The following is a 14,822-nucleotide window of genomic DNA, read 5'->3' as shown; positions in this document are numbered from 1 at the left end:
CGGCGTAGGCTTGCCGACAGTGTTGTTCACCACAGACCCCAGCCTGAGGAGTCGCCCCGTGACCGCCGGTCGCCCGCCCCGCGTGCTCATCGACGCCACGAGTGTCCCCGCCGACCGTGGCGGCGTCGGTAGATACGTCGACGGCCTGCTCGGCGCCCTCGGCAAGGTCTGCGGATCCGGCGTGGACCTGGCCGTGGTGAGCCTCCGCACCGACCTGGAGCGCTACACCCGGATGCTGCCCGGGGCCGAGGTCATCCCCGCCCCGGCGGCGGTCGCGCACCGTCCCGCCCGGCTCGCCTGGGAGCAGACCGGCCTGCCGCTGCTCGCCCAGCAGGTGGGCGCGGAGGTGCTGCACTCGCCCTTTTACACCTGCCCGCTGCGGGCCGGCTGCCCGGTCACGGTCACCGTGCACGACGCGACCTTCTTCACCGAGCCGGAGCACTACGACAAGTCCCGCCGGACGTTCTTCCGCAGCGCGATCAAGACGTCGCTGCGCCGCGCCGACCGGGTGATCGTGCCGAGCAAGGCCACCCGGGACGAGCTGATCCGGCTGCTCGACGCCGACCCGACCCGGATCGACGTGGCGTACCACGGTGTCGACCAGGCCGCCTTCCACGCCCCGAGCGAGGAGGAGAAGGCCCGGGTCCGGGCCCGGCTGGGGCTGGGCAGCAGCAGCTACATCGCGTTCCTCGGGGCCAAGGAGCCGCGGAAGAACGTACCCAACCTGATCCGCGGCTGGGCCCGCGCGGTGGCCGACCGGACCGACCCGCCAGCCCTGGTCATCGCCGGCGGCCAGGGGCACGACGACGACATCGACCGCGCCGTGGCCGAGGTCCCGTCCCACCTGCGGCTGCTCCGCCCGGGCTACCTGCGCTACGCCGACCTGCCCGGCTTCCTCGGCGGTGCCCTGGTCGCCGCCTACCCGTCGTACGGCGAGGGTTTCGGCCTGCCGATCCTGGAGGCGATGGCCTGCGCCGCGCCGGTGCTGACCACGCCCCGGCTGTCCCTGCCCGAGGTGGGCGGTGACGCGGTGGCCTACACCAGCGAGGATCCGGCCCAGATCGCCACCGACCTGGCCGCCCTGCTGGACGACGAGCACCGCCGGCTCTCCCTGGCCAAGGCCGGTTTCGACCGGGCCAAGGAGTTCACCTGGGAGTCCAGCGCCGAGGTGCACATCGCGGCGTGGAGCCGGGCCCGTTCCTGAACGTGCGGTGCCGGTACGGACGACAGTGCGTCCGTAGCATGGCGGTTCGGGCATGATGTGCTGATGTTCTACGCCGTCATCCCGGCGGGTGGCAGCGGCACGAGGTTGTGGCCGCTGTCCCGTGCCGGGCATCCCAAGTTCCTCCACCCGCTGACCGGCACCCCGGCCTCGCTGCTGCAGGCCACGGTGGACCGGCTCGCGCCGCTGACCGCACCCGAGCGCACGTTGGTGGTCACCGGTGCCGCGCACGTCGCGGCGGTGGCCCGGCAACTGGCCGGCCTCCCGGAGGAGAACATCCTGGTCGAGCCCTCGCCGCGGGACTCCTGCGCGGCCATCGCGCTCGCGGCGGCGGTGATCGCGGAGCGTGACCCGGCGGCGGTGATGGGCTCGTTCGCCGCCGACCACCTGATCGGTGACCCGGCCCGTTGGGCGGAGACCGTGCGCCAGGCGATCGGCGGCGCCGAGCGGGGGCTGCTGATGACGGTGGGGATCACCCCGACCCGGCCGGAGACCGGCTACGGCTACCTGGAGACCGGCGAGCCGACCGGTGACGGTCCACTGCGCCCGGTCACCGAGTTCAAGGAGAAGCCGGCCGCCGAGGTGGCCGAGGGGTACGTCCGCTCGGGGCGGCACCTGTGGAACGCCAGCATGTTCGTCTGGCGGGTGGACGTCTTCCTGGCCGAGTTGGCCCGGCAGCAGCCGGCGCTGCACGCCGGGATCACCGCGATCGCGGCGGCCTGGGGCACCCCGGAGCAGGACGATGTGCTGGGCACGGTCTGGCCGACCCTGCCGAAGATCTCCGTGGACTACGCGGTGATGGAGGGCGCGGCGACGGCCGGCCGGGTGGCCACCGTGCCGGGCGACTTCGGCTGGAACGACGTCGGCGACTTCCACACCCTCGGCGAGGTGCTCCCCGCCGACGCCGACGGCAACGTGGTGCTCGGCATCGAAGGCAAGCCGGGCGTGCTGCTGCGGGACACCTCCGGCCTGGTGGTGGTGCCGCAGTCGGGCCGGCTGGTGGCCGCCCTCGGCGTGCACGACCTGGTCGTGGTGGACACCCCGGACGCCGTGCTGGTCTGCCCCCGCGACCGGGCCCAGGACGTCAAGAAGCTGGTCGACGAGCTGAAGGAACGCGGCGAGGAGGGCCTGGTCTGATCCCTGCGGGCCGACTGGGTCACGTGCCGGCGGGGCTGGCGGGCCGTTCCGGCCGCGGCGGGTGAGCGGCCGCCGGTTCAGCCGGCGGACCGGCGGGCCAGGGCGGCCAGGGCCGGCGCGACGAGCTGGACCGTCCCGTCGGCCAGCGGCTCGGGCAGCCGGTCCGGCGGGAACCAGCCCAGCGCCGCCGACTCGGCGCTGACCCGCTCGGTGGCCCCGGCCGGGGCGAACACCGCGAACCGGACGTCGTAGTGCAGCGAGCCGCCCTGGCAGCCGACCGGGTGGATGTCCACGTCGATCGGGACCGGGTCGATTGCCAGGCCGGCGATCCCGGACTCCTCGGTGGCCTCGCGCAGCGCGGCGCCCGCCAGGGTCCGGTCGCCGGGCTCGCAGTGCCCGCCGAGCTGCACCCACTTGCGGAACTTGCCGTGCAAGCAGAGCAGCACCCGCCCACCGGTGGGATCGAGCACCAGCGCGCTGGCGGTGACGTGCCCGGCGCGGTGGCCCCGGCTCATCGCCACCGGTCCCGCCGCCAGCAGGTCCAGCGTGCTGTCCCGCGCCGCATCCGCCGCCGCACCGGTCGGGGTCCAGCCGGTCAGCACGGCGCAGGCGTCGGCGTGCAGGTCGGCGTACGCCTCGGCGGTGGGCGACGGGACGGCGGGAGCGGTGACGGGGACGATGTCGGGCACCCCGACACTCTACGAGCGCGGTCTCCGTACCCTGGTTCAGTGACCCTGCGACTCGTCGAGTTCGTCGTGGCCGGCAACGAGGCCAGTGACCTGCTGCCGGTCCGCTCGCCGGCGTTGCTGCGCGCGCACCGCGCGCGGCGCGGCTTCTGGACCGTCCTGGACGAGGGCCCGGTGGAACGTTGCCTGGCCCTGCTGCTCGAACGCGCGAACGGCGAGTGGGTGGCGCACCACGTCGCCGCCGACGCCGGCGCGGAGAACGGCCGGACAGAGGACGGTGAGGCGCTCGCCCACCACGACGGCTGGGTGTACGTCTTCGGCTCGCACTTCGGCTCGAAGGCAGGCCCGCTGCGGCCCCGACGGGCGTTCGTGGCCCGGTTCCGGGAGGACGACGCCGCGACCGGAACGCTGCCTGTGCACGTGGTGCGAAACCGGTTCCGGCTGCACCGGGCGGTCAATGACGCGCTCGCCGCCGCGCCGCTGACGCCGCTGCCCCCGGGCGAGCGGGTCCGGCACCGGTTCATCGTGGAGACCCTGGCCCGGGGCACCGCCCGGGCGAAGAGTTGGGTGAGCCGGCTGGCCGAGCACGACCTGCCGCTCAACGTCGAGGCGGCCGCCTTCACGCCGGCCGGCACGGTGCTTCTCGGGCTCCGGTTCCCGGTGACCGCCGAGGGCGAGCCGATCCTGGTCGAGCTGGCCGGGGTGGCCGGGATGTTCGCCGCCGACCCGGCCTGGCCCCGGGCCGTCGGGGCGTACGCGCTGACCGGGGTGACCCCGCCGGGCGCGCTGGCCGGCTTCCGGGCGATCGCGCCCACCGCGGACGGCGGGTACGCGGCGGTGGTCGGGTCGATCGACGCGCTGGGCAAGGGGTCGGTGCTGCTCGACGATCATCCGCAGGGCGGCGAGGTGACCTCGCGGCACGTCCGCTTCCGGCTCGACGTCACGCCGGACGCGCGGGTGGCCGGGAAGGTGGTCGCCGACCTGGCGCCGTTCCATCACGTGGAGGGCCTGGCCGAGCGGGCGGGAGGCTGCTGGTACGTCACCGACGAGGACCATCGGGTCGCGCTCTGGAGGGACGGACAACCGGCTTGAGCCCGGGGGGTGACCGGGTGACACCTCTGCGGAGCGTGGGCCGCAGACCCTCGTGGTGCCGCCCGGTCGCCGGTTCCCCGGCCCTCGGTCGCCCCGGCGCCGGTGACGTACCGGCCCCGGTGGGTAAGGGGAAGCATGCCCAATCGGGCCCGGCCACGTCGAGGTTTTTCAGCTCACGCTTAAAGATGGAGATTAGTGCCGGCGGGTACAGTGCAGATGGTCGGCGGCCAAACCCTCTGCCCGCCCCCGGGAGCACTCCATGCTGAAGATCTTTTTCACGAGCGAGGACATCCTGCGGACCAGGGTGGCCCCCGCCGCGGACCCGGTCTGGGAACTGGTCCTCAGCCTGCACCTGCTGCAGGGCCGCAGCCGGGACCCGCTGATGGCGAACTGGCGGCGCAGCGTGGCCCGGACCCTGCGTACGGACAGCGCCGCGGACCGCCTCCGCCTTCTCTTCGCGCTGAACCCGCCCCGCGGCTACTTCCCCGACTTCCTCACCCCGTACGAGAGCCTGGCGGGCTTCGGCGCGGGGCTGGAGGCGGTCCGGGGCACTCCGGTCGGGCTGCTCCGCCGGGACCTGACCCTGCTGGCCGGGGAGACCACCCTGCCCTCTTCGGCGTCCGCGCTGGCCCGGGGCGAGCCCGAGGTGCTGAGCCACCTCACCGACTCGATGGCGCGGTACCAGGAGCTGGCCATCGCGCCGTTCTGGCCCCGGATCCGGGCCGCGGTCGAGGCCGACCGGGCGCGGCGGGCCCGGGCCCTGCTCGACGGCGGTGTGGAGGGACTGCTCGCCAGCCTGCGCCCGAGCATGCGCTGGGAGGCGGGCATGCTCGAGGTGCTCGACTACCCGGACACCCGGGAGCTGCACCTGGACGGCAGGGGGTTGCTGCTGGTCCCGTCGTTCTTCTGCGCGCGGACCCCGGTCGCGCTGCTCGACCCGGCCCTGCGCCCGGTGCTGGTCTACCCGGTCGACCGGCTCGGCGGACTCGCCCCGGAGCCCGGCCGGGGCGCCGGCCAGGCGCCGACCGACGGGAACCGCCAAGCCCTGGCGGCCCTGCTCGGGCGGACCCGCGCCGCCGTGCTGGAGGCGACCGACGACGGCTGCACCACCGGCGAGGTGGCCCGCCGGCTGCACATCTCGCCGGCCGCGGCCAGCCAGCACACCGCCGTGCTGCGCAACGCCGGGCTGCTGGTCAGCCACCGGGACCGCAACACCGTGCTGCACACCCTCACCCCGCTCGGCCGCGCCATGCTCGACGCCTGACCCACCCGTACCGCCCGGGCGGCCGACATCGGCGCGGCTGGTCCCAGGGTGCGGAGGCCGGCCGGCGCGGGCCGCGGGTCAGATGGCCAGGGCGGCGCTGGCGGTGCTGCCGACGGGCGGCGGCAGGAGCGCGGAGGAGATCCCCTCCGCGGCCAGCGCGGTCCGCAGCCGCTGCAGGTCGGCGCCGAAGCGCACCAGGTCCGGCTGGTCGACCGGGGTCGGCGGGGCACCGAGGAGCAGCCCGCTGGCCCGCTCCGGCCAGCCCGGCACGGTGGCCACCAGACCGGCGCGTACCTCCTCGTCCCTGACGTGGGTGAAGACCGTGCCGGGCGCGACCACGTCGGCGACCGCGGCGACGGCCCGGTCGACCGCGGCCGGGTCGGCCGGCGTCGGCCCGGGCCCGTCTGCCAGGGTGGCGGCCGCGCGGAGCCCGGCCGCCTTCGCTTCGGCGGTACCCAGCGAGAAGAGGTCCAGCTCGGCGTCCCGGACCAGGGCCCGGGCGCCCTCGCCGTCGTCGGCCCGGGCCACGCCGAGGTAGCCCCGCACCACCGCGACCGGCACCTGGTCGCACTTGCCCTTGATCAGCTCGCCGGCGCCGGCCAGCTCGTCGACCACGGCCATCTGGGTCAGTTGCAGCTCGTTGCCGTACGGATCGATCTCGCCCCGGTGGTCCCGGATGGCAGGCATCCCGGCCACCCCGAGCGCCACGTCGGTGAGCCCGTTGCGCCAGGGCCGGCCCATCGTGTCGCTGATGATCACCGCGACGTCGAGGTCGTAGCGGTCCCGCAGCGCGGCGCGCAACGCCCGGGCCGAGGCGTCCGGGTCCTCCGGGAGGAGCACCAGCCGGGTCTTGTCGACGTTCGAGGCGTCGATCCCGGCGGAGGCCATCACGAAGCCGTGGTGGGTCTGCACGATCCGGGTCGCCCCCCGGGCGGCCACCACCCGGGCCGTCTCGGCGGCGAGCACCTCGTCCCGGGCGGCGAGCCGCTCCGGGCCGTCCGCGGGCACGTCGACCAGCCGGCCCTCCGCCTTCGACACGATCTTGCTGGTCACCACGAGCACGTCGCCGTCGTGCAGCCACGGCGCCGCGGTGGCGATCAGCGCCGCCAGGTCATCGCCCTCGGTCACGTCGCCGATGCCCGGCACCGGCAGGATCTCCAGCCTCACACCAGCTCCAATGCGGCGCGGACCATCGCTACCGTCGCCGCCTCGTCGGTCATCCGCAGCGGCGCCGTCCGCACGGTCACCTCCGGCACCAGTGCGCCCTCGTCCTCCGGCGCGACCAGCCAGCCGTCGAGCAGCCCGCCCGTCGACCGTCCGCCGTAGAGCCCGCCCACCCCGGCCGCGCTGCACTCCACGCCGAGCACGGCCAGGCAACGATCGGCCATGCCGCGCACCGGCGCCCCGCCGATGACCGGCGACAGGCCCACCACCGGCGCCGGCCCGTCGGTGACCGCTTCGCGCAACCCGGGTACGGCCAGGATCGGCGCGATGCTCACCACCGGGTTGCTCGGCGCGATCAGCACCACGTCGGCGGAGCCGATCGCCTCCAGCACCCCCGGCGCCGGCTTCGCGGTCTCCGCGCCGACGAAGACGAACCGGTGCGTCGGGATGTCCGCCCGGTACCGCACCCACCACTCCTGGAAGTGGATCGCCCGCTGCCCCTGGTCGCCATCCACGACCACGTGGGTCTCCAGCCGGTCGTCGGTGGCCGGCAGCATGGCCAGGCCCGGCTCCCACCGGGTGGCCAGCGCCCGGGTCACCGCGGAGAGCGGATACCCGGCGTTGAGCATCGTCGACCGCACCAGGTGCGTCGCGATGTCCTTGTCGCCGAGGCCGAACCAGCTCGGCTCGGCGCCGTACGCCGAGAGTTCCGACTTGACCGTCCAGGTCTCACCCACCCGACCCCAGCCCCGCTCCGGGTCGGCGCCGCCGCCCAGCGTGTACATCACGCTGTCCAGGTCGGGGCAGACCTTCAACCCGTGCAGCAGCAGGTCGTCGCCGACGTTGACCACAGCGGTCACCTCGGCCCCCACCTCCCGGGCGTACGCCCGGACGCCGAGCAGGAACCGGGCGCCGCCGATCCCGCCGGTCAGAACCACGATGCGCATGGCGTCCATCCTTGCGCACGGGCCGCCGCCGTCCGCCGGTGGCCGGGGAGACGTGATTTCTAGTCCCACCACATGCTTGAATCCGTCCCACCACATGCTTACAGCCGGCCTTGGATGCTCGGTCATGGTGGTTACTGTCGGTGACAGCTGGGCGTCGTGGCGGCGCACTCACGTGCCGATGAGTCCGTCCGCATCCTGCAACGAGCAGGCGACCCCGACATCGCCCTGCAAACCCCACACCACAAGGTGAAGCAGATCCTGCAGGACAGGACCGATCGCCACCGGACCAGACTGCCGGTCCAGGAGTCCAGCCCGGCCAGCACCGAGCGGAGAGCGAATAATCCGAACCGCTCACCAATGAGCAACCAGTAGTAAGCAGACTAGGCTCACGTCGGCAACTGTCCGTTTTCGTCCCCAGGGGGAGCTCGTGACCAGCCCCGCCGAGCCCGCGTCCACCGACGCGACGCAGGCCAGCCAGCTGACCAAGCCACTGCGCGAACTGGCCGCGCTCGTACTGCTCGGCGCGAACGCCGTGCTTCTCTTCGTCGGCCTCTTCCGGCTGCTGGTGCCGATGGACGACTACAGCACCTTCAGCGGCCGGGCGGGGAGCACCTTCTTCATCTTCGTCGGCGTCGAGTCGACCGTGCTGCCGGTGCTGGCCGTGCTGCTCGCCACCCATGTGCGGCCGGTGCTGCCCAAGGCCAAGCTGATCACCCAGGTCGCCCTCGGCGAGTACGCGTTCGGCGCGCTCTTCGGCGCGCTGACCTTCCTGATCTGGCTCGTCGGCCGGCTCGCCGAGGCGGAGGTGCTCGACGCCCTGCTCGGGCTGCTGACCCGGGCCGCCTGGCTGGCGATCTTCGCCGTCGCCGGATACGTCGTCTTCAAGGTCTGGCGCGCCCTGTACTACACGCCCCGGCCCAAGCCGCAGCCCGGCGTCTACGGCCAGCCGCAGCCCGGTTGGCCGCAGCAGGGCGGCCACCCCGGCCAGCCCGGCGGCTACCCGGTGCCCGGCCCGGGCGGCTACCCGTCGGCCGGCGGTTACCCGGCCCCCAACCAGCCCGGCTACCCGGCCCCGAACCAGCCCGGCGGCTACCCGCCGCCCGGCCAGCACGGGCAGCCGAACCCGTCGGCGCCGCCGTTCAACACCGCCCCGCCGTACGGCACCGCGCCGCACTCGGCCCCGCCGGCCGGCGCCCCGCACTCGGCGCCACCGTTCGGCCAGCCGCCGTCGGCCGACCCGACCCAGGCCATCCCGCGGCAGTCACCGGAGTTCGGCCAGCCGACCCCGCCCGACGGCGACCACACCCAGCGCTTCCACCGGGACGACCCCAACCACCCGCGCTGACCCACCGCCGGCGCTCCGGCGACCGGTCCCACGCCACGAACGACTGTCTGTAAGGAGTGGCCTCCGCACACGGGGAGGCCACTCCTTCCGTTGCAGCGCGGCCTCCCGAGGGCCGCCGGCTGGCGGCGCCGTGCGGCGGCCTCGTCGGGGAGCCGCCGGGTTGCGGTGTGGCGGAGGACGGGCGGCGTTCGGCGGGGTGGGGTCCCGGCGTGCGGGCGGACCGTCGGCGTCAGCGCATAGGCTGGGCGGATGGTTGATCGCACCGACTCCGCCCCGACCGCGGCAAGTGTGCAGCGGGCGCTGCGCCGGGCCGCGACCGGGCGGGCGCTGGACCTGGACGAGGCGACGGCGCTGCTGACCGCCCGGGGCGTCCCGCTGGACGAGCTGCTCCGGATCGCCGGCGACATCCGCGACGCCGGTCTGCGCGAGGCCGGACGTCCCGGTGTGGTCACCTTCTCCAAGAAGGTCTTCGTCCCGCTGACCCGGCTCTGCCGGGACCGCTGCCACTACTGCACCTTCGCCACGGTGCCGCACCGGCTGCCGGCCGCGTTCCTCGACCGGGACGAGGTGCTGGCGATCGCCCGCGCGGGCGCCGCGCAGGGCTGCAAGGAGGCGCTCTTCACCCTCGGCGACCGCCCGGAGGAGCGCTGGCCGGCGGCGCGGCAGTGGCTGGACGAGCGCGGCTACGACTCCACCCTGGACTACCTGCGCGCCTGTGCGGTGGCGGTGCTGGAGGAGACCGGGCTGCTGCCCCACCTGAACCCGGGCGTCCTGTCCTGGTCGGAGCTGCAACGGCTCAAGCCGGTCGCGCCGAGCATGGGGATGATGCTCGAGACCACGGCGAACCGGCTCTGGTCGGAGCCGGGCGGCCCGCACTTCGGCTCGCCGGACAAGGAGCCGGCGGTCCGGCTCCGGGTGCTCGACGACGCCGGCCGGGTGGGGGTGCCGTTCACCACCGGCATCCTGATCGGCATCGGGGAGACCCTCGCCGAGCGGGTCGACGCGCTCTTCGCGATCCGCCGCGCCTGGCGGGAGTACGGCCACCTCCAGGAGGTGATCGTGCAGAACTTCCGCGCCAAGCCGGACACCGCGATGCGCGGCATGCCCGACGCCGAGCTGCACGACCTGGCCGCCACGGTGGCGGTGGCCCGGGTGCTGCTCGGGCCGAGGGCCCGGATCCAGGCCCCGCCGAACCTGATCGAGGGCGAGTACGACCTGCTCCTGCGCGCCGGCATCGACGACTGGGGCGGGGTGTCCCCGGTGACCCCGGACCACGTCAACCCGGAGCGCCCCTGGCCGCAGCTCGACGAGCTGGCCCGGCACACCGCCGCGGCCGGCTTCACCCTGCGGGAACGGCTCACCATCTACCCCGAGTACGTCCGGGCCGGCGACCCATGGCTGGATCCGCGCCTGCTGCCGCACGTGACCGCGCTGGCGGATCCGGCGACCGGCCTCGCGGTGGAGTCGGCCCGACCGGTGGGCCGCCCGTGGCAGGAGCCGGAGGAGGTGTTCGGCGGCCGGACCGACCTGCACGTGACCATCGATACCGCCGGCCGCACCGACGACCGGCGCGGCGACTTCGACAGCGTCTACGGTGACTGGTCGGAGGTGGCCGACAAGGCCGATGCCAGCCTGGCCGGCGCCGTTCGCATCCCGGCCGGGGCCGGGACGACGACCGGCGCGGGCGACCACGACCTGCGTACCGGACTCCGGTTGGCCGCCGACGACCCGGCGGCGCTGCTCGATCCGGCGCACGAGGCGAAGGCGCTGGCGCTCTTCGCCGCCGACGGCCCGGCGCTGGACGAGCTGTGCCGGATCGCCGACGACGTGCGGCGGGACGCGGTTGGCGACGACGTCACCTACGTGGTCAACCGCAACATCAACTTCAGCAACGTCTGCTACGTCGGCTGCCGGTTCTGCGCCTTCGCCCAACGGGAGAGCGACGCGGACGCGTTCCGGCTGTCGCTGGAGCAGGTCGCCGACCGGGCCGAGGAGGCGTGGGCCGCCGGCGCCAGCGAGGTCTGCCTGCAGGGTGGGATCGACCCGAAGCTGCCGGTCACCGGCTACGCCGACCTGGTCCGGGCGATCAAGAGCCGGGTGCCGGGGATGCACGTGCACGCGTTCTCCCCGATGGAGATCGTCACCGCCGCGGCGAAGGCGGGCGTACCGGTGAAGGAGTGGCTGATCCAGCTCCGCGACGCCGGCCTGGACACCATCCCGGGCACCGCCGCGGAGATCCTCGACGACGAGGTGCGCTGGGTGCTCACCAAGGGCAAACTGCCGGCCGCCGCCTGGGTCGAGGTGGTGAGCACGGCCCACGAGCTGGGCATCCGGTCCAGCTCCACGATGATGTACGGCCACGTCGACCACCCGGGCCAGTGGCTCGCCCACTTCCGGGTGCTGGCCGGCGTGCAGGACCGTACCGGGGGCTTCACCGAGTTCGTGGCGCTGCCGTTCGTGCACACCAACGCGCCGATCTACCTGGCCGGCATCGCCCGGCCCGGTCCGACCTGGCGGGAGAACCGGGCGGTGCACGCGATGGCCCGGCTGCTGCTGCACGGCCGGATCGACAACATCCAGTGCTCCTGGGTGAAGCTGGGCGACTCCGGCACCGTGGCGATGCTCCGGGGCGGCTGCAACGACCTGGGCGGGACCCTGATGGAGGAGACCATCTCCCGGATGGCGGGCTCCGACAACGGCTCGGCGCGGACCGAGGAGCAGCTGCGGGCGATCGCGGCGGCGGCGGGGCGACCGGCCCGCAAGCGGACGACCGCGTACGGTCACGCCCGCGGGTAGCGTCGAACCTTTCCCCGCCGTCGGCCGTACCACTGCATGCCGGCGGCGGTTGCGGCGAGGACCGCCGCCGGCAGCCCCCACCGGGGGTGCCCGGCGGCGTCCGCCTCGGCGGGGCGCCCGGGGCTCCCGATCACCGCGGGCGCTGACGCGCCGGCCCGGAAAGGTTGCCCATGACCAGTGATCAGCGGAAGCGGCCCTGGCCGCGACTGACCCGCCGGCAGACGTTGACCGCCGCGGCGAGCGCCACCCTCGGCGCCGCCGCCCTCACCGTGCCGGGCCTGTCGGCCGCACAGAACACCCCGTCCGCGGGCCGTCGGGACGACCCGATCGTGGTCCACCTCCGCGACGCGGCCTCCGGGACCATGGACGTCTTCGTCGGCACGACCCGGATCGAGGTACGCGACCGCGCCCTGGCGGACCGGTTGCGGCGCGCTGCCCGACGCTGACCCGCCGCGCGCCGCCGGCGGCGCGACCTCTCCCGGCGCAGGCCCTCGGCGCCGGTGATCCCGCTCGACCATCGCTTCCCAGACGCAAAGGTGTGGTCCGCCATGTCCTCCCACCGCGAAGCCCCGGAGATAGCCAAGGATCCGGTCGCCGACAGCTCCGACCTGTACGCGTTCGTCAGTCCCGATCATCCGGACACGGTCACGTTGATCGCCAACTACGTGCCGCTGCAGCTCCCCTCCGGCGGTCCGAACTTCTTCGAGTTCGGTGACGACGTGCGGTACGAGATTCATATCGACAACGATGGCGACGGCTATCCCGATGTGACGTACCGGTTCGAATTCCGTACCGAGATCACGAATCCGAACAGTTTTCTCTACAACACCGGGCCGATCGAGTCGCTGGACAGCAAGAACTGGAACCGGCGGCAGTTCTACCGGCTGACCCGGGTGGCCGACGGCAAGGAGCACGTGCTCGCGCACAAGCTGCCCTGCCCGCCGTGCAACGTCGGTCCGCTCTCCACCCCGAAGTACCACGACCTGGTCCGGCAGGCCACGTACCGCCTCTCCACCGGGGAGAAGGTCTTCGCCGGGCAGCGGGCGGACGGCTTCTTCGTCGACCTCGGCGCGATCTTCGACCTCGGTACGCTGCGGCCGTTCCAGCAGTTGCACGTGGCCGGCAAGAAGATCTTCAAGACCGAGGGAGAGCCGGTCAACGCGCTGGACCGGATGAACGTGCACAGCATCGCCGTGCAGGTGCCGCTGAGCCGGGTCCGCCGCAAGGCCGCCCGGTACGCCGCCGCCGACCGGGCCTCGACGATCGGCGTGTGGACGTCCGCCTCGCGGCAGCAGGTGCGAGTGCTCGGCGACCGCGTCGCCGCGGACACCGCCGCCGGTCCCTTCACCCAGGTCTCCCGGCTCGGCAATCCGCTGTTCAACGAGGTCGTCGTGCCGATGCCCACGAAGGACCTGTGGAACACGCTGCCGCCCGCGGAGGACAAGCGGTTCGCCCGGTTCGTCGAGCAACCGGAGCTGGCCGCCCTGCTGCCGGCGCTCTACCCGGGCGTCTTCCCCAATCTGGACGCGCTGAACAAGTCGAAGAAGCCGCGGGCGGACCTGGTGGCGATCCTGCTGACCGGCATCCCGGCCGGCCTGATCGACGGCTTCACCAACGCGACCGGCGACGTCCAGGCCGACATGTTGCGGCTGAACACGGCGATCAGGCCGAACCGCAAGCCGGACCGGTTCGGGGTGCTCGGCGGCGACCTGGCCGGCTTCCCGAACGGCCGCCGGGTCGGCGACGACGTGGTGAGCATCGCGCTGCGGGCCATCGCCGGGCTCACCGTGCCGCTCGTGGACAAGTCGTTCAAGCCGGACGCCGCGGCGGCGGCGGTCACCCCGGGGTTGAGCGCCGCCGACGTGACGGCCCCGTTCCTGGGTGACTTCCCGTTCCTCGGCACTCCGTACGACGGGTTCAACAACCCGCCGGCGGCGAAGTCCTGAGGAGCGGGTCGTGCACGAGCACCACCACAGCTACGGTCCGACGGGCAGCGGCAGCGTCGTGCTGAACCTCGGCGGGAGCTCCGGCGCGCTGATCATCTACACCGGACGGGACCTGCACGGCCGGGAGATCGAGATCAGCCGGGGGGACGAGGAGCGGCGTACGCACTCGGCGGTGCGGGAGCGCCACGTCCGCGACGGGGTGTTCCACAGTGCCGTCTATCCGGATCTTGAGGCGGGCCTCTATACCGTCTGGTGGGACGATCGGACGTCGGCCGGAGCCGTCTCCGTCACCGGTGGCGCGATCGCCGAATTCGTCTGGCCGAGCAGCTCTCCGCTGGGGACCGGCTGATCCCTCGAGCCGCTTCGGCCGCTGCGCCCCGTCCCATCATCTGGACGGGGCGCTGTCGGCGTTTTCCGGCTCGACGGGCGGTCCGGGCGGACTCGGGTTAACCTTTGCCCCACCACAATGCTGATCTTGGACGCTGCCGCGCCGGCCGCCCGGGCCCGGCCCGCCGGAGTCTTCACCGGGGGGCCGGGCCCGCGGTGTCGTCGTCGGGCGCGCCACGGCAGAAAAGCCGGGCAACTCGCCGGAGAGGGCGTTACTCGTCCGGGGTCTGAATCGATAGGGCAGGTTGCGAGGTTCGGGCGGCTCGGTCGTCGTCCGGAACGTGTCGGGAGGGCGACTCCATTATCAAGTTCGGCTTGACGGCGCACGTATTACACGCGTGTAATTTGAATGGGGTTGTTCGCGCCGAACGCAACAAAATGTGACCGGACGGACAAGCACGCCTTTCGCGTGGGGGGTTGCAGCGGCGATGACGCCGGTGCGCGACAAGGAGGCATTTGATGGACGGCCAGCTCGAGGTGGCCGACCTGCTCGGAAACGCGCCGGAGTGGCAGGAGCGGGCGCTGTGCTCGCAGACCGACCCGGAGGCGTTCTTTCCCGAGAAGGGCGGCTCGACCCGCGAGGCGAAGCGCATCTGCTCGCGGTGCGAAGTCAAGACGGAGTGCCTCGAATACGCTCTCGGCCACGACGAGCGGTTCGGGATCTGGGGTGGGCTCTCCGAGCGGGAGCGGCGCAAGCTCAAGCGGCGGGTCGCCGCCTGAGACAGTGCCGGGCCGGGGCGGTGGGGGCGCCCGGCTCGGGTCGGCGGCTCGACCGGCGGGGGCCGGTCGGGTGTCGGCGATGACGGTGGGCGCCGGCGGCGCGACGGGGGTCGCGG

13 protein-coding genes are annotated in these 14,822 nt (G+C 73.6%); 10 read left to right on the top strand and 3 right to left on the bottom strand.

Annotated features, from left to right (window positions below; all coding sequences use genetic code 11):
- The first annotated feature begins 58 nt into the window (after positions 1–58).
- Both GA0070613_RS04315 and GA0070613_RS04310 read left to right on the top strand, forming a co-directional pair.
- Positions 59–1,204 carry a glycosyltransferase family 4 protein gene (locus tag GA0070613_RS04315; protein WP_089011097.1) on the top strand — a complete coding sequence of 382 codons (1,146 nt, stop codon included), beginning with the start codon at positions 59–61 and terminating at the stop codon, positions 1,202–1,204.
- A gap of 63 nt (positions 1,205–1,267) precedes the next feature.
- Positions 1,268–2,359: a mannose-1-phosphate guanylyltransferase gene (locus GA0070613_RS04310; protein ID WP_089015745.1), complete on the top strand. Its 1,092-nt coding sequence runs from the start codon at positions 1,268–1,270 to the stop codon at positions 2,357–2,359.
- A gap of 77 nt (positions 2,360–2,436) precedes the next feature.
- On the opposite strand, the gene GA0070613_RS04305 is transcribed toward GA0070613_RS04310, so the two are convergent.
- The gene (locus GA0070613_RS04305) at positions 2,437–3,039 is read right to left on the bottom strand and encodes an NUDIX hydrolase (protein ID WP_089015744.1); all 603 of its coding nucleotides are present in this window, start codon (positions 3,037–3,039) and stop codon (positions 2,437–2,439) included.
- Between the two features lie 48 nt (positions 3,040–3,087).
- Between GA0070613_RS04305 and GA0070613_RS04300 the strand changes: the two genes are divergently transcribed.
- Both GA0070613_RS04300 and GA0070613_RS04295 read left to right on the top strand, forming a co-directional pair.
- Positions 3,088–4,137 (top strand): hypothetical protein, encoded by a 1,050-nt coding sequence (locus GA0070613_RS04300; RefSeq protein WP_089011096.1) that lies wholly within the window; start codon positions 3,088–3,090, stop codon positions 4,135–4,137.
- 259 nt (positions 4,138–4,396) lie between these two features.
- Positions 4,397–5,401: an ArsR/SmtB family transcription factor gene (locus GA0070613_RS04295; protein WP_089011095.1), complete on the top strand. Its 1,005-nt coding sequence runs from the start codon at positions 4,397–4,399 to the stop codon at positions 5,399–5,401.
- Between the two features lie 78 nt (positions 5,402–5,479).
- Here GA0070613_RS04295 and GA0070613_RS04290 read toward each other — a convergent pair whose 3' ends face one another.
- Together GA0070613_RS04290 and cofD are read right to left on the bottom strand one after the other, a co-directional pair.
- Complete coding sequence (locus GA0070613_RS04290; RefSeq protein WP_089011094.1) at positions 5,480–6,568, bottom strand: coenzyme F420-0:L-glutamate ligase; 1,089 nt, start codon at positions 6,566–6,568, stop codon at positions 5,480–5,482.
- Positions 6,565–7,512: a 2-phospho-L-lactate transferase gene (cofD, locus tag GA0070613_RS04285; protein WP_089011093.1), complete on the bottom strand. Its 948-nt coding sequence runs from the start codon at positions 7,510–7,512 to the stop codon at positions 6,565–6,567. The genes GA0070613_RS04290 and cofD overlap by 4 nt, the downstream gene beginning before the upstream one ends.
- A gap of 427 nt (positions 7,513–7,939) precedes the next feature.
- On the opposite strand from cofD, the gene GA0070613_RS04280 reads away from it, so the two are divergent.
- The 6 genes from GA0070613_RS04280 to GA0070613_RS04255 all read left to right on the top strand — a co-directional run bounded on the left by GA0070613_RS04280 (position 7,940) and on the right by GA0070613_RS04255 (position 14,706).
- A complete protein-coding gene (locus GA0070613_RS04280) occupies positions 7,940–8,857 on the top strand; it encodes a hypothetical protein (RefSeq protein ID WP_089011092.1) in 918 nt (305 codons plus the stop codon).
- Positions 8,858–9,106: 249 nt separating this feature from the next.
- Positions 9,107–11,653 (top strand): bifunctional FO biosynthesis protein CofGH, encoded by a 2,547-nt coding sequence (locus GA0070613_RS04275; protein ID WP_089011091.1) that lies wholly within the window; start codon positions 9,107–9,109, stop codon positions 11,651–11,653.
- Positions 11,654–11,823: 170 nt separating this feature from the next.
- Positions 11,824–12,099 carry a hypothetical protein gene (locus GA0070613_RS04270; RefSeq protein ID WP_089011090.1) on the top strand — a complete coding sequence of 92 codons (276 nt, stop codon included), beginning with the start codon at positions 11,824–11,826 and terminating at the stop codon, positions 12,097–12,099.
- 102 nt (positions 12,100–12,201) lie between these two features.
- Entirely contained in the window at positions 12,202–13,599 is a 1,398-nt protein-coding gene (locus tag GA0070613_RS04265; RefSeq protein ID WP_089011089.1) for a DUF4331 domain-containing protein, read from the top strand.
- 10 nt (positions 13,600–13,609) lie between these two features.
- Positions 13,610–13,948, top strand: a complete 339-nt coding sequence (locus GA0070613_RS04260) for a phospholipase (RefSeq protein WP_089011088.1) — start codon at positions 13,610–13,612, stop codon at positions 13,946–13,948.
- Positions 13,949–14,445: 497 nt separating this feature from the next.
- Positions 14,446–14,706 (top strand): WhiB family transcriptional regulator, encoded by a 261-nt coding sequence (locus GA0070613_RS04255; protein WP_013284161.1) that lies wholly within the window; start codon positions 14,446–14,448, stop codon positions 14,704–14,706.
- Positions 14,707–14,822: the final 116 nt, after the last annotated feature.

Source organism: Micromonospora inositola (genome assembly GCF_900090285.1).
Lineage (GTDB): Bacteria > Actinomycetota > Actinomycetes > Mycobacteriales > Micromonosporaceae > Micromonospora > Micromonospora inositola.
Note: the sequence above shows the minus strand (reverse complement) of the source record. Positions and strands in the feature narration are given on the sequence as shown.